The 23,403-nt window shown below is 68.6% G+C and carries 23 protein-coding genes; 12 read left to right on the top strand and 11 right to left on the bottom strand.

Going from position 1 to position 23,403, the window contains the following annotated elements; genetic code table 11:
- The first annotated feature begins 143 nt into the window (after positions 1–143).
- Together ABN028_RS09585 and ABN028_RS09590 are read left to right on the top strand one after the other, a co-directional pair.
- On the top strand, positions 144–920 hold the full coding sequence (locus tag ABN028_RS09585) for a spermidine synthase (RefSeq protein ID WP_349696344.1): 777 nt from the start codon (positions 144–146) through the stop codon (positions 918–920).
- A gap of 119 nt (positions 921–1,039) precedes the next feature.
- A complete protein-coding gene (locus tag ABN028_RS09590) occupies positions 1,040–2,212 on the top strand; it encodes a citrate synthase (RefSeq protein WP_349696345.1) in 1,173 nt (390 codons plus the stop codon).
- 152 nt (positions 2,213–2,364) lie between these two features.
- Here ABN028_RS09590 and ABN028_RS09595 read toward each other — a convergent pair whose 3' ends face one another.
- Positions 2,365–3,096, bottom strand: a complete 732-nt coding sequence (locus tag ABN028_RS09595; RefSeq protein ID WP_349696346.1) for a hypothetical protein — start codon at positions 3,094–3,096, stop codon at positions 2,365–2,367.
- A 185-nt stretch (positions 3,097–3,281) separates the two neighbouring features.
- On the bottom strand, positions 3,282–4,508 hold the full coding sequence (locus ABN028_RS09600) for a citrate synthase (RefSeq protein ID WP_349696347.1): 1,227 nt from the start codon (positions 4,506–4,508) through the stop codon (positions 3,282–3,284).
- Between the two features lie 52 nt (positions 4,509–4,560).
- Here ABN028_RS09600 and ABN028_RS09605 point away from each other — a divergent pair, with 52 nt between their 5' ends.
- The 6 genes from ABN028_RS09605 (at position 4,561) to ABN028_RS09630 (ending at position 10,502) form a co-directional block, all read left to right on the top strand.
- Entirely contained in the window at positions 4,561–5,955 is a 1,395-nt protein-coding gene (locus ABN028_RS09605; protein ID WP_349696348.1) for a class II fumarate hydratase, read from the top strand.
- Between the two features lie 43 nt (positions 5,956–5,998).
- Entirely contained in the window at positions 5,999–6,310 is a 312-nt protein-coding gene (locus ABN028_RS09610; RefSeq protein WP_349696349.1) for a Uma2 family endonuclease, read from the top strand.
- A 38-nt stretch (positions 6,311–6,348) separates the two neighbouring features.
- Positions 6,349–7,032, top strand: coding sequence for a DUF402 domain-containing protein (locus tag ABN028_RS09615; RefSeq protein WP_349696350.1), 684 nt, complete (start codon positions 6,349–6,351; stop codon positions 7,030–7,032).
- Between the two features lie 99 nt (positions 7,033–7,131).
- Positions 7,132–8,232 carry a phosphotransferase enzyme family protein gene (locus tag ABN028_RS09620; RefSeq protein ID WP_349696351.1) on the top strand — a complete coding sequence of 367 codons (1,101 nt, stop codon included), beginning with the start codon at positions 7,132–7,134 and terminating at the stop codon, positions 8,230–8,232.
- 78 nt (positions 8,233–8,310) lie between these two features.
- A complete protein-coding gene (locus ABN028_RS09625) occupies positions 8,311–8,889 on the top strand; it encodes a hypothetical protein (protein ID WP_349696352.1) in 579 nt (192 codons plus the stop codon).
- Positions 8,886–10,502, top strand: a complete 1,617-nt coding sequence (locus tag ABN028_RS09630) for a multicopper oxidase family protein (RefSeq protein ID WP_349696353.1) — start codon at positions 8,886–8,888, stop codon at positions 10,500–10,502. The genes ABN028_RS09625 and ABN028_RS09630 overlap by 4 nt, the downstream gene beginning before the upstream one ends.
- 49 nt (positions 10,503–10,551) lie before the next feature.
- Here ABN028_RS09630 and ABN028_RS09635 read toward each other — a convergent pair whose 3' ends face one another.
- The 5 genes from ABN028_RS09635 to ABN028_RS09655 all read right to left on the bottom strand — a co-directional run bounded on the left by ABN028_RS09635 (position 10,552) and on the right by ABN028_RS09655 (position 15,799).
- Positions 10,552–11,736 carry an ABC transporter ATP-binding protein gene (locus ABN028_RS09635; RefSeq protein WP_349696354.1) on the bottom strand — a complete coding sequence of 395 codons (1,185 nt, stop codon included), beginning with the start codon at positions 11,734–11,736 and terminating at the stop codon, positions 10,552–10,554.
- Between the two features lie 30 nt (positions 11,737–11,766).
- The gene (locus ABN028_RS09640) at positions 11,767–12,591 is read right to left on the bottom strand and encodes a carbohydrate ABC transporter permease (protein WP_349331938.1); all 825 of its coding nucleotides are present in this window, start codon (positions 12,589–12,591) and stop codon (positions 11,767–11,769) included.
- The gene (locus ABN028_RS09645) at positions 12,591–13,520 is read right to left on the bottom strand and encodes a carbohydrate ABC transporter permease (RefSeq protein WP_349331937.1); all 930 of its coding nucleotides are present in this window, start codon (positions 13,518–13,520) and stop codon (positions 12,591–12,593) included. Before ABN028_RS09645 ends, ABN028_RS09640 begins: the two co-directional genes overlap by 1 nt.
- Positions 13,521–13,535: 15 nt before the next feature.
- Positions 13,536–14,942 carry an extracellular solute-binding protein gene (locus ABN028_RS09650; protein WP_349696355.1) on the bottom strand — a complete coding sequence of 469 codons (1,407 nt, stop codon included), beginning with the start codon at positions 14,940–14,942 and terminating at the stop codon, positions 13,536–13,538.
- A gap of 245 nt (positions 14,943–15,187) precedes the next feature.
- The gene (locus ABN028_RS09655) at positions 15,188–15,799 is read right to left on the bottom strand and encodes an aggregation-promoting factor C-terminal-like domain-containing protein (protein WP_349696356.1); all 612 of its coding nucleotides are present in this window, start codon (positions 15,797–15,799) and stop codon (positions 15,188–15,190) included.
- Here ABN028_RS09655 and ABN028_RS09660 point away from each other — a divergent pair.
- Positions 15,783–16,619: a hypothetical protein gene (locus ABN028_RS09660; RefSeq protein WP_349696357.1), complete on the top strand. Its 837-nt coding sequence runs from the start codon at positions 15,783–15,785 to the stop codon at positions 16,617–16,619. The two genes, ABN028_RS09655 and ABN028_RS09660, sit on opposite strands and share 17 nt — an antisense overlap.
- Positions 16,620–16,774: 155 nt before the next feature.
- Here the strand turns inward: ABN028_RS09660 and phoH2 are convergent, their stop codons facing one another.
- Together phoH2 and ABN028_RS09670 are read right to left on the bottom strand one after the other, a co-directional pair.
- Positions 16,775–18,226 (bottom strand): RNA 5'-3' helicase PhoH2, encoded by a 1,452-nt coding sequence (gene phoH2, locus ABN028_RS09665; RefSeq protein ID WP_349331933.1) that lies wholly within the window; start codon positions 18,224–18,226, stop codon positions 16,775–16,777.
- Positions 18,227–18,534: 308 nt separating this feature from the next.
- Positions 18,535–19,296 (bottom strand): isoprenyl transferase, encoded by a 762-nt coding sequence (locus ABN028_RS09670; protein ID WP_349331958.1) that lies wholly within the window; start codon positions 19,294–19,296, stop codon positions 18,535–18,537.
- 461 nt (positions 19,297–19,757) lie between these two features.
- Here ABN028_RS09670 and ABN028_RS09675 point away from each other — a divergent pair, with 461 nt between their 5' ends.
- Positions 19,758–20,387: an MBL fold metallo-hydrolase gene (locus tag ABN028_RS09675; protein WP_349331932.1), complete on the top strand. Its 630-nt coding sequence runs from the start codon at positions 19,758–19,760 to the stop codon at positions 20,385–20,387.
- A 107-nt stretch (positions 20,388–20,494) separates the two neighbouring features.
- Positions 20,495–21,694, top strand: coding sequence for a TRM11 family SAM-dependent methyltransferase (locus tag ABN028_RS09680; RefSeq protein ID WP_349696358.1), 1,200 nt, complete (start codon positions 20,495–20,497; stop codon positions 21,692–21,694).
- Positions 21,695–21,983: 289 nt separating this feature from the next.
- Here the strand turns inward: ABN028_RS09680 and abmR are convergent, their stop codons facing one another.
- A complete protein-coding gene (gene abmR, locus ABN028_RS09685) occupies positions 21,984–22,586 on the bottom strand; it encodes an ATP-binding transcription factor AbmR (protein ID WP_349696359.1) in 603 nt (200 codons plus the stop codon).
- Between the two features lie 164 nt (positions 22,587–22,750).
- Between abmR and ABN028_RS09690 the strand changes: the two genes are divergently transcribed.
- The gene (locus tag ABN028_RS09690; protein ID WP_349696360.1) at positions 22,751–22,939 is read left to right on the top strand and encodes a hypothetical protein; all 189 of its coding nucleotides are present in this window, start codon (positions 22,751–22,753) and stop codon (positions 22,937–22,939) included.
- Between the two features lie 103 nt (positions 22,940–23,042).
- Here ABN028_RS09690 and ABN028_RS09695 read toward each other — a convergent pair whose 3' ends face one another.
- Positions 23,043–23,381 (bottom strand): DUF5808 domain-containing protein, encoded by a 339-nt coding sequence (locus tag ABN028_RS09695; RefSeq protein WP_349331928.1) that lies wholly within the window; start codon positions 23,379–23,381, stop codon positions 23,043–23,045.
- Positions 23,382–23,403: the final 22 nt, after the last annotated feature.

Consider the following 23,403-nt stretch of genomic DNA (forward strand, 5'->3'; position numbering starts at 1 on the left):
CAATGTTCTCGTGGGCCACGGGACGGCTCCCTCTCTAGATCTCAGCAATCCAGAGACTGCCTCCCGTGGCCCACACCCGCACGCAGGCTGGCCGAGCCAGGTGTCACCCCAACCCGTGATCCGGAAGTCCTAGGGTGGCGTTCGTGGCAGCAACAACGCACGGCAGTGGACCCCTGCCAGACAGTGCCGACGACCGGCCGGTGACGATCGCGCGGGAGGAGAGCTCGCGCGGGTCGGTGGTGCTGCGCCGGCGCCATGATGACCACGCCGGCGAGGTGTGGGAGCTGATCACCAACGGCATCTTCATCATGGACAGCCTGGAGACCACGACCGAACGTCTCCTCGCCAGCGCGGCTCTCCGCGCTGTGGCAACCCCCACAGCGCCCGGTCGGCACCCCGCGAGAGACTCCCTGAGCGTCGTCGCCGCGGGGCTCGGGCTCGGCTTCACGGTGCGTGAACTGCTCTCCCATGACCAGGTCGGTCGCGTCGACGTCGTCGAGATCGAGCCGGCCGTCGTCTCCTGGATCCGCACGGGCCTCATACCACCAACGGACGGCGTCCTCGCCGACCCTCGGGTTCGTACGCACGTCGAGGACATCCGGCGCTGGCTGCCGCAACGCGCTGAGGCGAGCATCGACATCCTCGCCCTCGACATCGACAACGGGCCGGACATCCTCGTCCACCTGGACAACGAAGAGGTGTACGAGTCCGGGTTCCTCGCCACCGTCAAGCGCACCTTGCGACCGGGCGGAGTGCTCGCCACCTGGTCGGCGACGCGCTCGCCCGTGCTCCGCAACCGGCTGGAGCAGACCTTCGGCTACTGCGAGGAGATCCGCCGGCCGGTCATCCGGGAAGGCCGCGGGTTCGACTACTTCCTCTACGTCGCCAGCGACACTCACGCGACGGACGCCTGGCCGTGAGCCTCGTCACGTGGACCCGGCTCTCCAGGCGCACGACCGTCATTACGTTGATGCGATCAACATTGACAAGGTATTGAGCGCGGGCGGACGCTCTGTCGTATCCACGAGGGAGGTCCGCGATGCCGTCCACGGGAAGTCCGCCGCGCCAGCCCGGCGAACCGATCGTCGTACCACCTGGCCTTTCCGGGGTTGCGGTCACCGACACGACGATCGGCGACGTCCGCGGACAGGAGGGCTTCTACCACTACCGGCAGTACTCCGCCGTCGAGTTGGCCGAGCAGCGCACCGTCGAAGATGTGTGGCACCTGTTGTTCGAGGGAGAGTTGCCGGACGCCCAGCAACGCGCGGAGTTCGTCCGCCAGGTCCGTCCGATGCGGCACCTCTCTCGCGGCGTGCGTACGGCATTGCCGGCCATCGCACGCACCCGCCCGGCACCACTCGACGGGTTGCGCACCGCACTGTCGCTGTCCGGTGCCGCGGACGGGCTCCGCCCGCTGTGGGACCTGGACGAACCCGCCCGTCGTGCCGACGCGTTGCGCATCTGCGCCCAGGTGCCGACCCTCCTCGCCGCCCAGCACCGCCTCGGCAAGGACCTGGAACCGGTCCCACCACGCGATGATCTGTCGTACGCCGCGAACTACCTGTTCATGCTCACCGGCGAGGAGCCCTCCGAACAGCACGCCTGGGCGATCGAGCGCTACCTCATCTCGACCATCGACCACGGGTTCAACGCATCGACGTTCACTGCCCGGGTGATCGCCTCCACCGGCGCCGACGTCGCGGCGTGTGTGGTCGGTGCCGTCGGCGCGCTGTCCGGTCCGCTGCATGGAGGTGCGCCGAGCCGCGCGCTGGACCTGCTCGACGCGATCGGTACGCCGGAACGCATCGACTCCTACCTCCGCGAGCAGATCACAAGTGGCGAACGCATCATGGGATTCGGACACGCGGTCTATCGCACGGAGGATCCGCGGTCACGGCTGCTGCGTGAGACCGCACACCAGCTGGGCGGGCAGCGCGTGGATTTCGCGGTCGAGGTCGAAGCGCGCGTGCTCGATCTCCTGGCAGAGCTCAAGCCCGAACGCGGGCTGTACACCAATGTCGAGTTCTACGCAGGCGTCGTGATGGAAGACTGTGGGCTTCCGCGGGAGATGTTCACTCCGACGTTCGCGTCCAGCCGGGTGATCGGCTGGTGCGCCCACATCCTCGAACAGGCCCGGGAGCGCAAGATCATCCGCCCTGGCGCGCGTTACGTGGGCCCGCCGCCCCCACAGCCCGTCCCCGCCTCCGCCTGAGCAGGATGCATCCGGCCTTGGTTCCCTGGCCGGCTGCCAGCTGGGCCGCTCCAGTGGATGCGGCCGCCGACGATTGTCCCTTCCCACGCACGCGAACCGGAGGCGACCGCTGGCCGCCTCCGGTTCGGTCTACTGGTTTCTTCTGGTGTCGCTCACAGCCTGCCGGTGCGTGCGGTGCAGCTGGGGTCGTCCCGCCTGGACCGGTCGAACGTGCCGGTGAACTCGAGGTTCACCGAACTGGTCGTCCTGGTGTAGACCGGAGAGGTGGGTGTGACGTAGTACCACATTCCCAGTCGCCGGTCATTGGGCGAGACGTTCTCGAACTTCGGCGTTCCCGCTTCGTGCATACGGATGCTCGCATTGCTGTGGTCGCCGGTGCCGACCCCCAGTCCGTCGAGTTTGTACGCGAACTGGAACCACTCGTAGAAGCCGGGTGACCCGGGCACGGTCCGGTACCACGCGGTGCCAGAGACGTCGAAGTCATAAGGATTGTTGAAGAGTCCGCCACCACCGCTGATGGCACAGGTGCCCGTGGGAACCTGATGGGTGATGGGGATCTGCTTGAGCTGACCGAGCAGGTTCGGGACGACTCGGGCCCTTCTCGCCTGCGTCGGAGTGATCTCCCTCAGCTGGATCGTCTTGAACTGACCGACCTTGACAGGCGTCGCGGGCCGTGGCGGGGTGGTGACGAACCTGCCAACCTTGACCGGAGCCACCGGGCTCGTCCTGGGGGATATCGCCTTACCGGGTGTGACAACAGTGAACGTGGTGGGCTTGACGGGCGTCAGCTGACCGTCCCGTGCGGCGACCAGGTTGAGGGGGGTGCCCTTGTCAGGAACGGTGACGGCGAGCCCGGTCGCGAGCGCGCCAACAGCGAGCGCCATGACCAACGTCGTACGCCGAAGCATCGGAGGTCCTTTCGTCGTGGCTGTGCGAATGACATGGCGGCTGGTTGGCCGCACCCCAAGTACGGCGTTGTCCCTGCCATGGTTCGCGGCAGTCGGGGCGGGCGGCGGAGCCGGCCTGGCCCGCGAGTTCGCGGGCCTGCGGCATGATCACGCAAGCCCGATCACTTCGGTGCTGGCCCGGTATACAGCGCACGCGGCCGGAATCGCAGGCGGTGCGGGTACTCCTCCAGCGCATGGGCGATCATCCCCGCGACGCGCGCCAACAGGAAGATCGCCTCACCGGAACCCGGTGTCAACCCAGCCTTGACAACGTACGTGCCCAGGCCGAAGTCGACGTTCGGCGCCGGTCCGTCGTACCGGCCGGCGAGGGCCAGGAGCTCCGCGACGGATGCGTCGACCGCGCCCTTCGGGCCCGCACGTCGCACCAGGTCGAGCAGCGCGTCGGCGCGCGGATCGCGTCCGGTGTAGACGGCGTGGCCGAACCCCGGCAGTCGCTCGCCACCCCGGAGCCGGTCACCGACGAGCTGGGCGACGCCCGACGGACCGCCCTCGGCGGCCTCGCGCACCAGCGTCTCCACCGTGGTCACGCTCGCCGCATGCAGAACCCCTCCCCCCGTCGCAAGTCCGGTCAGCACGACGAGGTACGGATCGGCCCACACGGAGGCCGCGACCCGGGCGGCGAGCGTCGAGGCGGGGAGTTCGTGGTCGGCCAGCAGGACCAGCGCGGCGTCGAGCGCCCTGATCTCGCCGCGCCTCGCCGGGCGGTCGGACAGCCGCGACCACAGCCGGGAGGCGATCGACGACCCCTGCGCCGGCGTGCGCTCCGGCAGCGCGTCGACCGTCGCGGCGATCAGCCCCCGCGTCGCCGCCACCACGGCCTCGGGTCTGCGGTCGTCCCGCAGTGGATCACACGCCGCGAGCGCCGCGACGATGACCCGCATCCGGTCGATGGGACGGGCCGACGCCGGAAGGGCGTTCTGTGCCTGCCGGGCCACCCGGACCGCCGCCGCCCGCGCCTGCCAGTCGCCCTCGCGCCGCCGCCCAACCTTTGCCGGTGCGACATCCCAGAGCAGCTCGGCGACGTCCTCGAAGTGCGTCGTACGCGCCAACTCGATCGCGTCGTGGCCCCGGTAGTACAGCGCGCCCACGGGGTCGAGCATCGTCAGCTCGGTGTCGATCACCACCTCGAGCGCTCCCGCCCGGCCACCGCGGCGGTGGCGGGCCGCCAGGCGTTCGACCTCGATCCGGTCGAACCGGGACGAACGCCGGTCCTCGCCGCGCTGCCGGGTCAGCGCGCCCCGGCTCACGTAGGCGTACACCGTCTCCGGCTTCACGCCGAGCAGGTCGGCCGCCTGCCGGGTCGTGAGCCACCGCGAGGCTTTCGTCACACCGGTAACCTCACCACATCCCGACGGTCGGACGCGGAATAGAGTCGGGTCCATGGTCGAGCAGCAGGATTACCGCATCGAACACGACACGATGGGCGAGGTCCGCGTGCCCGTCCACGCCAAGTGGCGCGCGCAGACCCAGCGTGCGGTCGAGAACTTTCCCATCTCCGGCGCCACGCTGGAAAGCCACCACATCCGCGCGCTCGCGCTCATCAAGGGTTCCGCGGCCAAGGTCAACGCCGAGCTGGGGGTGCTCGACCCCGACATCGCGAAGGCGATCCAGGGGGCCGCCGCGCTGGTCGCCTCCGGCGTCCACGACGACCACTTCCCGATCGACGTGTTCCAGACCGGCTCGGGCACGTCGAGCAACATGAACACCAACGAGGTTCTCGCCTCGCTCGCCACCGAGGCGCTCGGCCAGCCGGTGCACCCGAACGACCATGTCAACGCCTCGCAGTCGAGCAACGACGTCTTCCCGTCGTCCATCCACATCGCCGCGACGTACGCCGTCGTCGAGGACCTGCTGCCCGCCCTCGCTCATCTGGCGGAGGCGTTCGAGGCGAAGGCGGCGGAGTTCTCTTCCGTGGTGAAGTCCGGGCGTACGCATCTGATGGACGCGACGCCGGTCACCCTCGGCCAGGAGTTCGGCGGCTACGCCGCGCAGATCCGTTACGGCATCGAGCGCGTGCAGGCGACCCTGCCCCGGGTGGGGGAGCTGGCGCTCGGCGGCACCGCGGTCGGCACCGGCATCAACACCCCGCCTGGCTTTGCCGCCAAGGTGATCGAGGAACTCGTCGCCGCGACCGGGCTGCCCCTCACCGAAGCCCGCAACCACTTCGAGGCGCAGGGCGCGCAGGACTCGCTCGTCGAGCTGTCCGGCCAGCTGCGTACCGTCGCGCTCGGGCTCTACAAGGCCGCCAACGACATCCGGTGGATGGGGTCCGGGCCCCGCGCCGGCCTCGGCGAGATCGCGCTGCCGGACCTTCAGCCGGGGTCGAGCATCATGCCTGGCAAGGTGAACCCGGTGATCTGCGAGGCCGCGCGCCAGGTCGTCGCGCAGGTGATCGGCAACGACGCGGCGGTGGCGTTCGGTGGCTCGCAGGGTGACTTCGAGCTCAACGTCATGCTGCCGGTGATCGCCCGCAACCTGCTGGAGTCGATCCGGCTGCTCTCCAACATCAGCGTGCTCTTCGCCGATCGCCTCGTTGCCGGCATCACGGCGAACCTCGACCGCTGCCGTGAGTACGCCGAGTCCTCGCCGTCCATCGTGACGCCGCTCAACCGCTACATCGGTTACGAGAACGCCGCGCGCGTTGTCAAGACCGCCTTGACGGAACGCAAGACCATCAGGCAGGTCGTGCTGGAGCAGGGTTATGTGGAGCGGGGCGACCTCACCGAAGACCAACTCGACGCGGCACTCGACGTGCTGTCCATGACCCACCCCTGAGGGTGCAGGCGGCCGCACCGGCCCCGGCCCTGTGGACAAAGATGTGCAGCCCGACGTCCTCGTCGCCCGGACGGCGGACCTCACGGACAGGAACCTGCCGGCAGTTCCTGCTCTCGCCGTGGAGGTGCTCTCCGACAGCACGCGGGGCATCGACCTGCTCCTCAAGCGGGAACGCCTCCAACGTGCCGGCTGCCCGGCGTACTGGGTGATCGACCCGGACGAGCCCTCCCTCACTGCCATGGAACTGCGCGGCGGGACCTACCACGACCTCGCCGTCGTCGCGGGGCAGGAGACCTTCACCACGGCCGTGCCGTACGCCATCACGGTGAGCCCGCTCGACCTGGTGAGCCGCTGAAGTCGAGCGGGCCGGGCGGACCGGTAAGTTGTCCGACGATGAGCACGCACAGGCATCCGTCCGACGTACCCATCCCTCCCGCCGACCTCCGGCCGTCGGGTGAACCGCCGTACTGGGAGCCGGGCACGGTCATCTGCTGGCGATACGGGCGGGCGGTTCGACCGATGCGGGTGGTGCGCGATGACGCCGTCGGGCTGGTCGCCTGGCTGGCCCCGCGGACGCCCGTCCTCAAGTCCGTCCTGGCCAACGGGAATGACATCCGCTCCGTGCCGATCGGTCCCGCCCGGTTCACCACCCCACGCGCGAGCAAGCGCGACGTCTGGCACGGCACCGGCATCCTCAAGATCGCGCCTACCGGCGTCCCGTGGTCGGTCTGGGTGTTCTGGGACGACGAGGGCGGGCACCGCGAGTGGTACGTCAACCTCGAGCAGATCCACGTCCGCGACAAGGAGAACGTCTACACCCGCGATCACGTCCTCGATCTCGTCGTCCACCCGGACCGCCGGGTCGTACGCAAGGACGAGGACGAGTTCGCCGCCGCTGTCGAAGTCGGGCGGTTCGACGCCGAGGTCGCCGCTCAGATCGAGGAGGCCGCGGACGAGGTCGAGCGCAGTGTCGCCGCATGGGAGCCGCCCTTCTGCGACGGCTGGGAACGCTGGCGCCCTGATCCGGACTGGCCGCTCCCCAGCCTCCCGCCAACCTTCACCCCCCACCTCCCGTGATCAACCGACCACCCGCCCACCCTCACCTCCGACCTCCCGTGATCATGATCGTGATCATGAAGGATCTGTCGTCATATCCGCCCGGAAGCCTTCATGATCATGGAACCACGTGACCGGCCCCCCGCCACGACGGGTCCTGATCCCGCCGACCTGGGCACGGCGGCAATCGCCAGGCGTCTCCTCACGGACGGGCGTCTCCTCACTGACGGTCGCCTCCTCACTGGCGCTCGTCTCCTCGACGCCTGGCGCCTCCCGTCCCCCACGGAAGTACGACGAGCCGACGGCGGCACCAACAACGTCGTCCTGATCGTCGATGTCGGCGCTTCGTCGTACGTCCTGCGGATCTACCAGAACCTCAGCCAGAAGCGGATCGCCGCCGAGCACCGACTGCTCGACGCTCTCGCCGGCGCCGGACTGCCGTTCGCCGTTCCGCAACCGATCCCGACGCCCGAGGGACGGACCTACGTCGAGACGCCGGACGGCTTCGCGGCCCTGTTTCGCTACCTCCCCGGACGCACCGCAGACGGCGACAGTCTGGCCGAACTCGAGTACGCCGGCGAGGCACTCGCGCTCCTGGGCCTTGCCCTCGCCGAGTTGCCGGCGGCGCTCGCACCCATCGACTGGCGGATGCATCCACTCGACCGGATGCATCCCGCGGTCACCGACCTGGACGACCTGGCCGACGAACTCGCCCGCGCGGTGCCGGAGACCGACGGCGTCGAGTGGCTTCGCAGGCATGCCGGCCCGACCGCCGGCAGGTATGCGGAGTTGTGTCGTACGCTTCCCGTCCGGATCGTCCACGGCGACTTCGCGATGTCCAACCTGGTGGTCGATGACGACGGTCGACCGGCCGCCATCCTCGACTTCGAGATCGCCGGACTCGACGTCGCCGTCAACGAGGTCGTCACGGGTGTCGCCCAGGCTGCAGGCGGATGGTGGAGCGCCGACGAAGGGCAGCGGGCGAGCGCCTTCTACCGTGGATTCGTCCGCCACATTCCCCTCACCTCGGGAGAACGCGCGGCCTTTCCCGACCTGGTGCGCCTGCGGGTGCTCGGAACCATCGTCTGGCGAGCCGGGCGCTGGCGGCTGGGGCAGTCCCACCTCGACGAGGTGCGACTCCGGCTCGCTACCGGCGTCCACATCGGCCGGTGGCTCGACGCCCACGCGGCTACGCTCCCGGACGACCTCGCCGCGCTCTGACCTACGTCCCAGGACGTACGCAGAAAGCCGTCTGCCGACCGACGCGACCCCTGCCCAGGAGCCGGAAGGCTGAGCGGCATGGAACCAGCGCAACCGGTACCAACTGCCGGTCCTCCCACCACGACTCCGGCGTCCACAGGTCGGGCAGCCGCCTGGCGGCTCACGACCTTCCGGACCCTCCGGATCCTCGTCACCGTCCAGGCCGCGATCATCCTGGCGCAGGCCATCACCGCAGGGCTGCTTCTGTCGGGTACGCCGAACGTTCGCGGAGTGCACGGCCTGGGCGCGATTCTTCTCGTACTGATCGGCCTGGTGCAGGTGGTCGTCGCGATCCTCCACTGGCGCCCCGGCCGCGGGACCGCCCGACTCCTCGGGCCGAGCATCGGCATTCTCGTCGGCGTACTCGTCCAGGCCATGCTGGGTGAGACGCACAACAAGGCCCTGCATGTGCCGTTCGGCGTCCTGATGTTCGGCGGTCTCCTCATGCTCACCCGCCAGCTGTGGTCCGCGCCGGTGGGTCGAGCGCCCGACCAAGCACAGGGTCGAGCGCCAGATCGGGCACCGGATGCGGCGCCTGGCCAAGCACCGGATGCAGCATCCAACCAGCAGTCCGGCCCCGCGAAGACTTCAACTCCGGCGAGCGGTGGGCAGCCGTGACCGCGCCCGGACTGAGTAGACGGCAGGCGCTCCGACTGCTCGGCGGTGGCGCGCTCGCGGCGGCCGGCGCCACGGCCGGGCTCACCGCGGCCGCTGGCTGCTCCGCGCTGCCGACGAACACGCCTGACCCCCGGTTACTCCCCAGCGCCGCGCCACTGCCGCGGCCCTTCGCCACCCCGCTCCCGAGGGTGGCGACACTCAAGCCGGTCCGCACGGACGCGACGACCGACTACTACGACCTGCCGCTGCGGGTCGCGGAGCAGGAGATCATTCCCGGGCTGCGAACGCCGATCTGGGGGTACGCCGGGCAGTTTCCCGGGCCGACGATCGAGGCCCGCAGTGGCCGGAGGATCGTCGTACGACAGCGCAACGACCTGTCCGTCCCCGCTGTCACCCACCTGCACGGCGGACGGACCCCGCCGGCCAGTGACGGTTATCCCACCGACCTCCTCCTGCCGGCACGGGGTGGCTTCGCATCATCCGCCTCGCACATGACCGACGAGCGTGCCGACGTCGTTCGTGGCGTACGTACGTATGAGTATCCGCTCGACCAGCGAGCCGCCACGTTGTGGTACCACGACCATCGGATGGACTTCACCGGCCCTGCTGTGTGGCGAGGTCTCGCGGGCTTCTGCGTGGTCCGCGATGACGAGGAGGACGCACTGCCCCTGCCGCGCGGCGACAAGGACGTGCCGCTGTTGATCAGTGACCGATCGTTCGCGGAGGACGGGACGTTGCTGTATCCGGCACTGGACGCTGAGTTCCGTGAACAGCCCGGCGTCATGAAGGCCTACGGCGGAGGTGTCCTCGGCGACGTCGTCCTCGTCAATGGTGCACCGTGGCCCGAACTCGAGGTCTCCCGCAGCCGGTACCGATTCCGGGCCCTCAACGCGTCGAACGCCCGGCGCTACGTGCTGCGCCTCGTTCCTCGCTCGCGCGACGGTGCGGAGCTGAGCAGCGACGAGTTACGCGGCGAAGCACGGATCGTCCAGATCGGCACCGACGGCGGGCTTCTGGAGCGCCCATGGCCGCGCACCGAGATCGCCCTCGCCTCAGGTGAACGCGCCGACGTCATCATCGACTTCTCGGCGTACCCGGTCGGCGCGACGGTCGTCCTGGCCAACGTCGCCGGCGACGGCCCTGCCGGCCAGGTGATGCGGTTCCGGGTCACCGGCGAGGAGGCGGACGACACCGCTGTCCCTTCGCGGCTGTCCCAGGTCGAACGCCTGGATCCGGCGCGGGCGCGCGTCACCCGCGACTTCAGGTTCGAATCGGGCGAGGTCCACGGGCACACCGGGTGGCGCATCAACGGCAAGCCGTTCGACCCGGCACGGATGGACGCGAGGCCCCGGCTCGGTGCCACCGAGATCTGGCGTCTCACCACCGACGCCGCCCACCCGATCCACCTGCACCTCGCGCATTTCCAGGTGCTCTCGATCGACGGTGAGCGAGCCGAGGACCCGGTGGCGTGGAAGGACACCCTCGATCTGGGCGCCGTCCAGACGGCGGAGATCGCGGTGCGCTTCGGAGGTTACCGCGGCCGGTACGCCTTCCACTGCCACAACCTCGAACACGAGGACATGGCGATGATGGCCAACTTCGAGGTCATCTGAGCCCGAGATGCGGCCGGGAACGGTCCCACCCCGGCCGCATCGAACGCGCCTAGGACGCGCTGGGGGCGGTCGTCGACGTGGTGGAAAGGTTGGCGCCGGTGTGGGGGTCGAAGAGGTGCATGCGCGACACGTCGACCCAGAACTCGGCCTCCTCACCTTCCGCGACCTGGCTGGCCGGGTCGAGCGAGACGATGAGTTGGGGCCGCATCGCTTCCATGTCGAGCTCTTCGGCGAGCGCGTCGATCTGGGAACGGATCTCGGCCGGCGATTCGTACGGCACATAGGCGTACTGCTCGTTGCCGAGCCACTCGGTGACGTCGACGGTCGCGGAGAAGGTCTGGCCACGGTCGCGCTTGGCCGCATCGACGTAGGCCGCGTCCTCGAAGAACTCGGGCCGGACGCCGGCGACCAGAAGCTTGCCGTCGATGTCGGCGGCGCTGACCCCCGCCGGCACGGGGACCGTGCAGAACGGCAGCGACACCTGGCCGTTCTCGACGGTGGCGGGCAGGAGGTTCATCGGCGGCGCGCCGATGAAGCCGGCGACGAAAAGGTTGACCGGGTGCTCATAGAGCTCGCGCGGAGTCGCACACTGCTGCAGGATCCCCTTGCGCAGCACCGAAACCCGGTCGCCGAGGGTCATCGCCTCGGTCTGGTCATGGGTGACGTAGACCGTCGTGATGCCGAGCCGGCGTTGCAGGCGGGAGATCTCCGTACGCATCTGGCCACGCAGTTTCGCGTCGAGGTTGGACAGCGGCTCGTCGAACAGGAACGCCTCGGCCTCACGCACGATCGCCCGGCCCATCGCCACCCGCTGCCGCTGGCCACCGGAGAGCTGGCTCGGCTTGCGCTGCAGGTGTTCCTTCAGCTCCAGCAGTTCCGCGGCGTGTTCGACCTTCGCCGTGATCTCGGTCTCGGGCAGCTTCGCCAGCCGCAGGGGGAACGCGATGTTCTCGAAGACGGTGAGGTGCGGGTAGAGCGCGTAGTTCTGGAACACCATCGCGAGATTGCGGTCGCGGGGTGCCTTCTCGTTCACTCGCTGACCGCCGATGGTGAGGTCACCGGAGGTGATGTCCTCGAGGCCGACGATCATCCGGAGCAGGGTGGACTTCCCGCAGCCGGACGGGCCGACGAGGATCATGAACTCGCCGTCGGCGATGTCAAGGCTGACGTCATTGACGGCGGGGAAGCCGTCGCCGTAGCGCTTGACGAGGTTCTTCAACTCGATGGCTGCCATGGTGTGAGACCCTCCGGGGGATGGAACTTATCAGCCCTTCACCGCGCCGGAGGTCAACCCGGCAACGATCTTGCGCTGGAAGAGAAGGACGAGCACGATCACCGGGATCGTGACGACAACGGCCGCCGCGGCGATGGCGGCCGTGGGTTGTTCGAAGAACGACTCACCGGTGAAGAAGGCCAGCGCCGCCGGCACCGGTCTCGCCGCGTCGGACGCCGTGAGCGAGATGCCGAAGACGAAGTCGTTCCACGCGAAGAAGAAGGTCAGGATCGCCGCCGTGAACACACCCGGCGCGGCCAGCGGCACGATCACCTTGCGGAACGCCTGCCACTGGGTCGCGCCGTCGACCTGGGCGGCCTGCTCGAGCTCCCAGGGAATCTCCCGGAAGAACGCCGTCAGCACCCAGATCGACAACGGCAACGTGAACGACATGTACGGGATGATCAACCCGATCCACGTGTCGTAGAGACCGATGCTGCGCCACATGTCGAACAGCGGCGGCACCAGCGAGATCGTGGGGAACATCGCGATCGCCAGCGCCATCGACAGGATGAGCTTCTTGCCAGAAAAGTCCAGCCGCGCGATCGCGTAGGCCGCCAGCGTCGCGAATGTCACCGACAACACCGTGGAGATCAACGAGATCCCGATCGAGTTACGCAGGGCAGAAGTGAACAGTCCTGACTCGAAGACGGTCCGGTAGTTGTCCAGCGACCAGGCGCTCGGGAAGAACTGCTGGTTCTGGACATCCTCCCCCTTCTTCATCGACAGGGAGAGGATCCAGCCCACCGGAAAGAGGGTGTAGACGATGACACCCAGCCCGGCGACAACCCATCCGGCGGTGAGCCGCCCCTTCATCACCGATCACCCCTCACCTGGGACAGGTCGGTCCGGAACACCTTGATGAAGACAACGGCGATCAGGACCACGGACAGGAACAGCAACACCGACACCGCCGAGCCGAGGCCCACAGCGGTACGGGTGATCATCTCCCGATAGGCCAGGAAGGACACCGTTTCGGTGCCCTGTGCGCCATTGGTCATCACGAACACGTTGTCGAAGATCCGGTACGCATCAAGGGTCCGGAACAGCAGTGCGACCATGATGGCCGCCTTCATGTTCGGGATCGTCACCTTCCACAGCCGCTGCCACCAGGTGGCGCCGTCGACCTTCGCGGCCTCCTGCAACTCCTCCGGCACCTGCGCCAGACCGGCCAGCAGTAGAAGCGACATGAACGGTGTGGTCTTCCAGATCTCCGACAGCGAGATGGCCGCGATCGAGGACCAGAACTGCGCGAAGAAGTCGTAGTTCTCCAGGCCGAACCAGCCGTTGATGAATCCCGAGTCCGGCGCGAACGCGAACTTCCACGCGAAGGCCGACACCACGGTGATGATGCCGTACGGAACGAGAATCGACGTACGCACGATGCCGCGTCCGAAGATGATCCGGTGCATCACCATCGCAAACGCGAACCCGATCACCAACTCGACCGCGACCGTGATCACGGTGATCAACACCGTGACACCGACATCGCGCCACCACAGACCGTCGGTCAGGATCACCGCGTAGTTGTCGAACCACACGAACCGCCGCGACTGCGGGTCGGTGATCCGGTAACTCTGCAAGGACAACCAGACCGCCTGCAGCATCGGATAGGCGGTCACCGCGAGCATCACGACGAACGCCGGCAGGCAGAGGTACCAACCCAACCGCTGCTCGTGGCGAGCTCGCTCGGTCACCTTGGGCCGCTGGACGGTCGGAGCGGCCGTGGACTCGACCGTTGTCATCAGACCTCGGACCCCCTAGCTCAACTCGTTGTCTTGGAGGACGGCGACGATCAGGTCTGCCGACCGGGCGGGCGTCTGTGCGTTCAATCCCGCCGGCGGATGCCACGTGCGCTGGATGGTGGCGGTGATGTCCGGGTAGTACGGAGTGACGGGCCGGGGCGCCGCCTCGTCCACCGACTCACGCAGGAGTTCGGCCATCGGGAACGCCTTCCTGATCGCGGGATCGGTGTACACCGACTCGACTGTGGCGAGCAGTCCCTCGCCCAGCATGTAGGTCTGCTGGCTCTCGGGCGAGGTCAGGCACTCCACCGCGTCGACCGCGAGCTCCGGGTGCTCGGAGAACGCACCCACGGCGAGATCGATGCCACCCAACGGCGGTGCGCTGGGCTCACCCTCGACGACCGCCGGCCACCGGGCCCACCCGAGGTCGTCGATCCGGGCTTCCTGGTCCTCGACCGCCTGACGAAGTTTTTCCTTGTCCGCTTCGGACTTCGCCGACTCGAGCTGACCTTCGAGGTCGGTGAGCATGCTGGTCTCAGCGGTGTAGACGAACGGCCAGTTGGTCATGAAGCCACCGTTCGCGGCAAGGAAACCCGCCTGCGCGGTCCCCTCGTTGGAGTTGCTGATGTCGGCCGGTGCGGCCTTCGACCTCGCGAGAGTCCGGACGACCTGGGCCGCCTCCCGACCCGCGGCGGAGTTCAACGCCGGCGTGACGTCCTTGCCCGCTTCGGGATTCTTCAGGATCTCGCCACCTGCCGAGGCCACCAGCGAGTTGATCAGCACGGTGTAGCCCTCGTACCGCGACGCCTGCACCTGGACGGTCGTGTCGGTGTCCTCGGCGGCACTGATCACCTGATCCCAGGTGACGGCGGAATTCGGGCCAACGTCGAGCCCGGCCTTGCGGGCAACGGATTTGTGGTACCAGAGCAGCTGGGTGTTGGTGTTGAACGGAACGGCGAAGAGATCGCCCTGCCACTGCGCGGACTCCAACGGCCCCTGCAACATCCCTCGGGTCAGCCGCTCGCGCTCCTCGCCCGTGAACTTGCGGACGAATCCCGCGTTGGCGAACTCCGCGAGGTAGGGAACGTCAAGGCTCATCAGGTCGATGCCCGAGTCGCTCGCGGCGAGCCGGCGGACGAGTTGCTCACGCTGTCCGGTGGACTCCCGCGGCAGCAGGGCCGTCCTGACCTCGTAACGTCCATCGGCGGCCTGTGTGCACTCGGCGGCGAGCTTCTGCTGCGTACCGTTGTCCGGGTTGATGTACCACGTCAGCGCCGGCACATCGGACTCGCTGCCACACCCGGCCAACGCCGCACTGGCGATCAGCGCCGCCGAGGCGAGAACCGCGCCGGCACGACGCCTGGTGGAACGCCTCGCGCTCGGACCCGCTTGCCGTCGTCCACGGTCGGCTGCGTCGTGCACTACGCCTCCCCGTTTGCCTCGTCTCTTCCGGCCCGTGCGGACGGCCCAGAGGGACCGCGGAACCACACGCTGCGCCACCTCGGCTGGGTGGTCGATCTTTCGGAGCCGCAAGTAAACCACGTCTGGTGGCGTCTCGCGAGAGATCTTGCGGCGGCGTCGAGGAGGAAAAAGAGAATGCCCAGGCGGCGAACACCATGGGCACCCTGTCGGTGTACTCCGTCAGAACTCGTGCTGTCGAAGCCTGGTCAGTACCAGTTGTTGGCCTGCCAGAACGACCACGCACCACACGGAGTCGAGTAGCGGTCGGCGATGTAGTTCATGCCCCATTTGATCTGGGTGGCCGGATTCGTCCGCCAGTCGTCGCCATAGGCGGCCATCTTCTCGCCTGGCAACGCCTGCGGGATGCCGTAGGCGCCAGAGCTCGGATTGGTGGCGCTGGGGTTCCACCCGCTCTCGTGCTCCCACAGCGTCTCGAGACAGGAGAACTGCGACGAGTCCCAGCCGAAGTCGCCCATCATCCCCGAGGCGATCGCCTTCGGGTCGCTGAGTGCCAGGCGTTCACGGGCGCGGGAGGCACGTTCCTCGGCCCGGATGCGCTCGATCGCGGTGCGGTCGAGGACAGCCTGCCCGGTGGCCGGTGTCGCCGCCTCGGTGGCCGTGGGTGTCGGTGTGACCGTCCTGGAGGCGCGCGGGGTCGCCGTGGGTGAGGCGGTCCGCTTCGGAGCCTTCTTGGCCCCGAGGATGCCCGAGTTGCCGACGTCGGACAGGACCAGCGTGTTGCGGGGCCCGAACTGGTCGCTGCTGATGAGTACGCCGCCACCGACCGCGCCGGTCACTCCGATGCTGGCCGCCGTCATCGCCGCGAAGGTCGGGCTCAGGCGCGACGGGCGCCTGCTCGCAGCTCTGGTGGCGAGCTTGCTCGCCGACCTGGCCTTGGGCTTCGCCGCCGAACGGGACACGGCCCGGGCCGCCGGTCCGGAGGCCGCCTTGGCCAGGCCTGCCTTGATCCCGCCCGACCTGGTCGCCGATTTGGTCGCCACCTGCGCCCCGGCCCGGGCGGGCACGGGGGCGGCCATAGGGCGAGCCACCGGCGATCGGGCGGCCACCTGCCACCGCGGTACGGCCACGGCGGGAGATGGCGCGGCCGCGGGTGGCGCGACAGGTGCGGGTGCGCCGGTTGCTGGCGCGACAGCAGAGGGTGCGGCAGGAGAGGGCGTCGGAGCGCCCGCACGTGGTGTACGCGAACCGGGAAGCCCCCCTGGCCAGGCGACCGACGGCACCGTGCGGGGACCACCTGGACGAGCCTGCGCGGTGGTGCCGGGTCGGGTGACCGCGAAGCCGGAGACCCGGGAGGGCGGCGGCGAGACCGGGGAAGGCGACCGGGACGCCGGCGAAGACGACCGCGAGACCGAGGAGGACGACCGAGACACCGAGGAGGACGACCGGGACACCGGGGAGGCCGACCGCGGCACCGGGGAGGCCGACCGCGGCACCGGCGAGGACGGCTGGGACACCAGGGACGACGGCGAGGAGGAGGGACCCGGCGACGGGGAGGCGATGCGCTTGCCGCCCCGGCTGGGTGGTGGCGTCGGCGTGGCTGACGAGCCACGGGACGCCGAAGCGAACAGTCGCCCTCGTGCCTTGTGTTTGGGCGGTGCCTTATGCCTAGCCGAATAGCTAGCCACAGCTGCCTCCAGACGCCATTCGCGGACCGTTCGGTCGCGCGACGTGAGCCCGACTTGCCCCTGCTGCACGCACAACGTAGCAGTGCTGCAACTTTGTGTTACTTGTTGGGGATGCCCGGCGCGTCATCGTGACACACCTGGCCGCGGTCACAGCGAGATGTCCTCGAGCATCTCGGTGACAAGTGCGGCGATCGGCGACCGCTCCGAACGGTTCAACGTCACGTGCGCGAACAACGGGTGCCCCTTGAGCTTCTCGACAACTGCAACGACACCGTCATGGCGACCGACCCGCAGGTTGTCGCGCTGACCCACGTCGTGGGTAAGGACGACCCGCGAGCCGGAACCAATGCGCGACAATACCGTGAGGAGCACGTTGCGTTCCAGTGACTGCGCCTCATCAACCACGACGAACGAGTCGTGCAGCGACCGTCCCCGGATGTGGGTCAACGGGAGCACCTCGAGCATTCCCCGGTCGATGACCTCCTCGACCACATCCGCGCTGGCCACAGCGCCGAGGGTGTCGAACACCGCCTGCGCCCACGGCTGCATCTTCTCCGCCTCGCTGCCGGGGAGGTACCCGAGGTCCTGTCCTCCGACGGCGTACAACGGCCGGAAGACGACGACCTTGCGGTGTTGCCGGCGTTCCATCACGGCCTCGAGCCCTGCGCACAGAGCGAGCGCGGACTTGCCGGTTCCGGCCCGGCCGCCGAGGCTCACGATGCCGATGTCGGTGTCGAGTAACAGCTCCAGCGCGACGCGTTGTTCGGCCGAACGACCATGCAGGCCGAACGCCTCGCGGTCACCGCGGACCAGGCGTACCTGCTTGTCGGGCGTCACCCTGCCCAGGGCGCTGCCACGTTCGGAGAGCAGGACAAGGCCGGTGTGACATGGCAGGTCACGCGCGACCTCGAGGTCGATCGTGCCGTCTGCGTACAGCCGGTCGACGTCGGCGGCGGTGAGATCCGCCTCCATCATCCCGGTCCAGCCGGTGACGGCCGGAATCTCGGCGCGGTACTCCTCGGCCGTCAGGCCCAGCGCGGACGCCTTGACCCGCAGCGGAAGGTCCTTGGAGACGAGGACGACATCGCATCCCTCAGCGGCAAGGTTGCGCGCCACGGCCAGGATCCGGGTGTCGTTGTCAGGGACGCGGCCGTACCTACCACCGGGCACGCCTCCACCCCGCAGGTCGGGCGGCAGCAACTCCGGATCGGTGTGGTTCAGCTCGACCCGCAGCGTGCCCCCCGCCGCGCCGACCGGCACCGGCTCGTCGAGCCGGCCGTGCAGGACGCGCAGCTCGTCCAGCAGGCGCAGCGCGGTGCGAGCGAAGTAGCCGAGCTCAGGGTGATGCCGTTTGCCCTCCAGTTCGCTGACGACGACGACCGGTATGACCACATCGTGTTCGTCGAACCGCTTGAGCGCATGGGGATCGGCGAGGAGAACGCTGGTGTCGACGACGTAGGTACGCGCGCCGGTCGGACCCTTTCCGACACCGCCGTCCCGGGTCGCCCCTGCGGTCGCGGTCGCGGGCTTGTGTCCGGCAGCTGAGCGGGCGCTCGACTTGCTCGCACCCACGGTCGCGTTCGGCTTCGATGCAGCCACGTGCGTCCCCTTCGGGCCAGCGGCGCGCACCAGCGCCCGGCCCTCGCCTGTCGAGATGGTGGACCGGGACCAAGCCGCAGGGCCGGGTGCCGGCCCTCTCGCGACGCGGCCGAGAGTTGGCAGAACCCAACCCGTGGCCACGTTCACCATGCGTACCCTTCCCCGCCTCGCGGCGGGAGGAGGACGACTGCGCACGCATCGATGGGCCTCCCGAACAGCCGGGGTCTCTCCGACCGTCAGGATCGAAAATACGTGGGGTTGGCCCCCGCGAACAGAGGGACACGCAAACAGGCAGGTTAACTGGGAGTTCAGAGCCCGTAACGACGGTTACGCGCTGCGTAGGCACGAATCGCCCGGAGAAAGTCGACCTTGCGGAAATCCGGCCAGAGTGCTTCACAGAAATAGAACTCGCTGTGCGCACTCTGCCACAACAAAAAGCCGGACAGGCGTTGTTCGCCGGACGTACGAATAATCAGGTCGGGATCCGGTTGCCCTTTGGTGTAAAGGTGTTCGGAGATGTGCTCGACATCGAGCAGCTCCGCCAACTCCTCCAGTGTCGTGCCCCGGCTCGCCTGCTCGTGCAACAACGAACGCACGGCATCGGCGAGTTCCTGCCGGCCGCCGTAACCGACGGCGACGTTGACGAGCATTCCCGAAACATTTGCCGTGCGTTCAACGGCGCGTTTGAGCCGGCTCGCGACCGAAGTCGGCAACAGGTCGGACGCTCCCACCGGGTGCAGCCGCCACCGGCCGGTTGCGGCCAGTTCCTCGACGATGCGTTCGATGATCGTGAGGAGGGGTTCGAGCTCCTCCGGCGGCCGGGACAGGTTGTCGGTCGAGAGCATGTAGATCGTCACGACGTCGACGCCGAGTTCCTCACACCAGCCGAGGAACTCCGGGATCTTGTCGGCACCGGCCTGGTGACCGCTCGAGACATGGCTGCCGGACGCGCGGGCCCACCGGCGGTTGCCGTCGATCATCACCGCGATGTGCCTCGGCACCCGGTCGGCGGCAATCGACGCCATCAGGCGTCGCTGGTAGATGCGGTACAGCAGGCCCGGACGGCCCATGGAACCCGTCACCTCCTCAGGGTGTCCTGCTGCCCGAGGCTACCGCCGCGGGCACGGCGCACGCGCGCCGAGTCGGCAAGCCGGTACGACGTGTCACGGGCGCCCCTCTCACCTTCATAGACTCGTGAGGTGCCGTCCTGGTGACGTCGTACGGACGAACCGATGGGAACCGCCCGGCGGCCCGACGTGCCCTTGGATGAGGGGCACCCTGTTGCGAACCTATTGGATGGGGCGCCTCTCATGCGGCGTTACGTGCGTACGTACGCCAGGGTGACGGCTCGCGGCGAGGCGTCGCTAGGGAGAGCGGGAGCCACCCGCCCAGGGGTGGTGCTGCCGCACCCGGCCCCAGGGCTGGGTCGAAGGCCGGGTGGAGAGGGCGGTCGAAATGCCCGGTCGAGAGGCCGGGTCGAGAGGCCGGGTCGAGAGGCCGCGAGGGTCGAAGGGACAAGGGAGGAGCGTCCATGCGCATCATCAAGTACACCCATTCGTGCGTACGCCTGGAGAAGGGTGACCACGCGCTCGTCATCGATCCGGGGTCGTTCAGCGAGGAGGAGCCGCTGGACGGCGCGGAGGCGGTGCTCATCACCCACGAGCATGTCGACCACCTCGATGCCGGCAAGCTCCGCCGCCATCCCGACGTCCAGATCTGGACCAACGCCGCCACGGCCGCACTGCTGGACGATGTTGATCCGGCGCGGGTGCACGTGGTGGCCGGCGGGGACTCCTTCACGGCGGCGGGATTCGAGATCGGCGTGCACGGCGAACTGCACGAGGTCATCCATCCCGACCTGCCGCAGGTGCCGAACGTCGGGTTCTTCGTGGATGCGTCGTTCTTCCACCCCGGTGACGCGTTCACCGTGCCTGAGGCTCCCGTGCGTACGTTGATGGTGCCGACCAGCGCGCCCTGGCTGCGTGGTGCGGACTCGATCGACTACATCCGTGCGGTCAAGCCGACTCTGGCGTTGTCGGCGCACGACGGAATGCTCAACGACATCGGCCTGCAGGTCGTCGACGGACTGGTCGGATCGATGGCCGAGAAGTCCGGATCTCGATTCCGCCGGCTCGCCGTCGGCGAGGCGCTCGACGTCTGATCCGGCGCCCGCCGGCGTACCCGCCCGGTCGCGGTTCAGCCGCCCGTTCGGCGCCCGTTCGGCGCCCGCTCGCGTGGGCTCTCGACAGGCCTGGAATCGTTGTCCTCATGCCGCGCTACGCCCTGCTGATCCTTCCAGCCACGAACCGTGTCTACGCGGAAGCGTCGGTCGATCTCCTGCGTGCCGAACTGGCGGTGTTCGCCGAGCGGGCGCTCGCCGGGCGGCTGGGTGAGGTGGAGGAGGCAAGGCTGGGCGGTGTGCCGTACCTCCTCTTCACGGCCGAGGAGCTGAGCGGCCGCGACATCGCGTACCTCTCCCAGCTGTCGTCGCTCTACGCACTCTTCGAGGTCTCAGGCGCGGATGGAGACCCAAGTCGCGGCGCGGGTGATGGGACCGACCTGCTGCTGCGGCCCGTCGAGCTGACGCCGCTCGCGGTGTTCGACGACGACCTGCTGACGATCCAGAAGTACGCCGGGAAGACCAACGAGTACTTCACCAAGCTGCTGCTCAACGTCACCGTGTTGTCGTCGGACTTCGCGGACGCGATGCTCGACCGGCGGTTGCACGTCTTCGATCCGCTCTGCGGGCGTGGCACGACGCTGAACCAGGCGCTGATGTACGGATACGACGCGACCGGACTCGAGCACGACAGCAAGGACGTCGAGGCGTACTCCGCCTTCATTCGTACCTGGCTCAAGCGCAAGCGGCTGAAGCACCAGGCGGAGTTCACGCCGGTACGCAGGGACCGCAAGGTGATCGGGCGGCGGCTGCACGTCACGCTGGCGGCGGACAAGGAGGCGTACAAGGCAGGGGACGCGTTGTCGCTCACGGTGGTCAACGGGGATACGACGCGGGCGCGCGACTTCTTCCGGCCACGGTCGTTCGACGTGGTCGTGGCGGACGCGCCGTATGGCGTGCAGCACGGAAGCCGCACGCGCGGCGGCGGGGACAGCGGGCGCGGCGGCGGGGACAGCGGGCGCGGCGGCGGGGACAGCGGGCGCGGGTCTGAGGGTGCGCGCGGCAGTGACGGGAGACGCGGCGGCCGTGGTGGTGACGGCGGTGGAGGGAGCCTGTCGCGACGGCCGCTCGACCTGCTGAGGGCTGCCGTACCGGCGTGGGTGGAGTTGTTGAGGCCCGGAGGCGCGGTTGGGATCTCGTGGAACATTCACGGCGCCAGCCGAGACGACGCCGCCCAGGTGCTTAGGGACGCGGGGCTCGACGTCTGCGAGGGCGCTGCGTACGAAGGATTCCAGCACCGGGTCGACCAGGCGATCATCCGGGACATCCTGGTCGCACAGAAGCCCTGACCCCCACCTCGTCGTCGGGGTGCCCAATGACAATGCTCGGTGGCGCTGTGCTGCGGTGGCGCTGTGCGTGCCGCGGTGCTTCCATGATCATGAAGTGGAAAGCGGCATATGTGCCGACAAACTTTCATGATCACGATCATGATCACGGAAGGTCGGGAGTCGCGTCCAGGCTTCGCCTCGTCCTCGACTTGCGGGCCACTCCGAAGAGTTCACCTCGCCCTCGGCCCGCGCGCGGCCCCGAAACGGTCGCGTCGTCCTCGACCTGCGCGCTCCGCCCGGAACGCTTGGGCTATTTCTCGGGCGGCGGGTCGCTCTGGGTTCTCGCGGGGTCGGTCCCTGGGGCGGGGTCGTCGAGGCCGTCGGTGCGGTCGGCCGCGTCCGGGCCCTGGGAACGGACCTGCTCGACGTGTGCCATGGCGGCGCGAAGGTCGGCCAGCCACGGTTCGACGTTCCGGCCGACGAGCTTCACGCACCAGGCCAGCGCCTCCGAGCGAGTCCGCGCGACACCCGACTCGACCAACGTGTCGAGCACCTGGCGTTCGGACTGGCGGAGCCTCGTCATGACCGGCACCGACTGGGTGGTGAACGTCTCCCGACTCTCCCCACAGGCCGCTCCCCACGCCACTTTCTGGCCGGTGGCGTGTTCGAGTTCACGGGCGATCCGGATCCGATGTTCGCGCGTACGTTCCCGGAACTCCTTGATCCGCCCGGACTCGGCCGCCGAGCGCTCGACCGCGGACGCCTCCTGCGCCACCTTCGGCGCCGCAAGGGTCCCGATGACGGTGATCTCGTCCCGGTCGGTGGTCAGATCGACTGGCGTGGTGAACCACTCTTCGGGCAGCCGGCCGACGAGCCAACCACGGATGCGTTCCTCACGTTCCTGACGTGTCATGTAACTACGATTACATCGTTACAGCGCACCGTGTCAACGTCTCAGCTCTCCACGTTCCAGCCGGCACGGGCTTGAACCGCCCGTAGCGGGAGGTTCTACCACCTGGTGCGTGAACGACGACGTCCAGCGCAGGTGGAGTATTGCCAGGCTGGCAGAGGCCAGCGGTGTCACGGTCCGGGCCCGAAGATGCCGGCGTACAGGCGCTCGTCGCCGGCCGAGAGCAGATCGGGGCCACGTTTCGTACCGGCCACCTACGCACGGACGAGCAGATCACCGCCACCGCGACCGCCCGGTGGCAGCACGCGAAGACACCACCCATCGCCCGGCAGCTGGGCGAAGGGTGGTGTCAGTGAACGAGTCAGCGGGCTGGACGCCAATGACGCGTCCGGTGTTGCCCATCGACCCCGGCGAGCCCGTCAGGGTGTGCGGCGTACGTCAGCGCGATGCGGGCGTACGTCAGTGGTGTGCGGGCGTCCTGCCGTTCGACGCGGACTCTTCCTGCGCCACCGCGGACGAGGCGAGCTTCACGACGCGGCCGATGTTGAGGTCCCAGCCGAGACCGTACGCCGTCGGCTGCACGAGCCGGTCGTCCTCCGGCGCCCACCAGGTCGAACGCAACCGGTCGATGGTCGGCGGCCGGTAGTCGTAAGGAACTCCGGCGACCTTCCCGCGCCACGTGCGTTCGGGCGCCGGACGGCGAAGCTCCCTGACCACCGACGTCGCGACGAGAGCGCCGACCGCGCCCATGAGCAGTGCGTCGAGCCGGCTGAAGCGACCCTTCTTCTGCCTCGCCATGCTGCATCACTCCGTTCCGCGT

Origin of the sequence: Actinopolymorpha sp. B17G11 (assembly GCF_040196095.1) — a bacterium.
Taxonomy (GTDB): Bacteria; Actinomycetota; Actinomycetes; order Propionibacteriales; family Actinopolymorphaceae; genus Thermasporomyces.

What these genes read in the sequence shown, in the direction of transcription:
- ABN028_RS09590 (WP_349696345.1), top strand. Translation starts at nt 1,040, where the DNA reads ATGCCGTCCACGGGAAGTCCGCCGCGCCAGCCCGGCGAACCGATCGTC.
- ABN028_RS09595 (WP_349696346.1), bottom strand. Translation starts at nt 3,096, where the DNA reads ATGGCGCTCGCTGTTGGCGCGCTCGCGACCGGGCTCGCCGTCACCGTT.
- ABN028_RS09605 (WP_349696348.1), top strand. Translation starts at nt 4,561, where the DNA reads ATGGTCGAGCAGCAGGATTACCGCATCGAACACGACACGATGGGCGAG.
- ABN028_RS09615 (WP_349696350.1), top strand. Translation starts at nt 6,349, where the DNA reads ATGAGCACGCACAGGCATCCGTCCGACGTACCCATCCCTCCCGCCGAC.
- ABN028_RS09620 (WP_349696351.1), top strand. Translation starts at nt 7,132, where the DNA reads ATGGAACCACGTGACCGGCCCCCCGCCACGACGGGTCCTGATCCCGCC.
- ABN028_RS09625 (WP_349696352.1), top strand. Translation starts at nt 8,311, where the DNA reads ATGGAACCAGCGCAACCGGTACCAACTGCCGGTCCTCCCACCACGACT.
- ABN028_RS09635 (WP_349696354.1), bottom strand. Translation starts at nt 11,736, where the DNA reads ATGGCAGCCATCGAGTTGAAGAACCTCGTCAAGCGCTACGGCGACGGC.
- ABN028_RS09640 (WP_349331938.1), bottom strand. Translation starts at nt 12,591, where the DNA reads ATGAAGGGGCGGCTCACCGCCGGATGGGTTGTCGCCGGGCTGGGTGTC.
- ABN028_RS09645 (WP_349331937.1), bottom strand. Translation starts at nt 13,520, where the DNA reads ATGACAACGGTCGAGTCCACGGCCGCTCCGACCGTCCAGCGGCCCAAG.
- ABN028_RS09660 (WP_349696357.1), top strand. Translation starts at nt 15,783, where the DNA reads ATGCTGGCCGCCGTCATCGCCGCGAAGGTCGGGCTCAGGCGCGACGGG.
- ABN028_RS09655 (WP_349696356.1), bottom strand. Translation starts at nt 15,799, where the DNA reads ATGACGGCGGCCAGCATCGGAGTGACCGGCGCGGTCGGTGGCGGCGTA.
- ABN028_RS09670 (WP_349331958.1), bottom strand. Translation starts at nt 19,296, where the DNA reads ATGGGCCGTCCGGGCCTGCTGTACCGCATCTACCAGCGACGCCTGATG.
- ABN028_RS09675 (WP_349331932.1), top strand. Translation starts at nt 19,758, where the DNA reads ATGCGCATCATCAAGTACACCCATTCGTGCGTACGCCTGGAGAAGGGT.
- ABN028_RS09680 (WP_349696358.1), top strand. Translation starts at nt 20,495, where the DNA reads ATGCCGCGCTACGCCCTGCTGATCCTTCCAGCCACGAACCGTGTCTAC.
- abmR (WP_349696359.1), bottom strand. Translation starts at nt 22,586, where the DNA reads ATGACACGTCAGGAACGTGAGGAACGCATCCGTGGTTGGCTCGTCGGC.
- ABN028_RS09695 (WP_349331928.1), bottom strand. Translation starts at nt 23,381, where the DNA reads ATGGCGAGGCAGAAGAAGGGTCGCTTCAGCCGGCTCGACGCACTGCTC.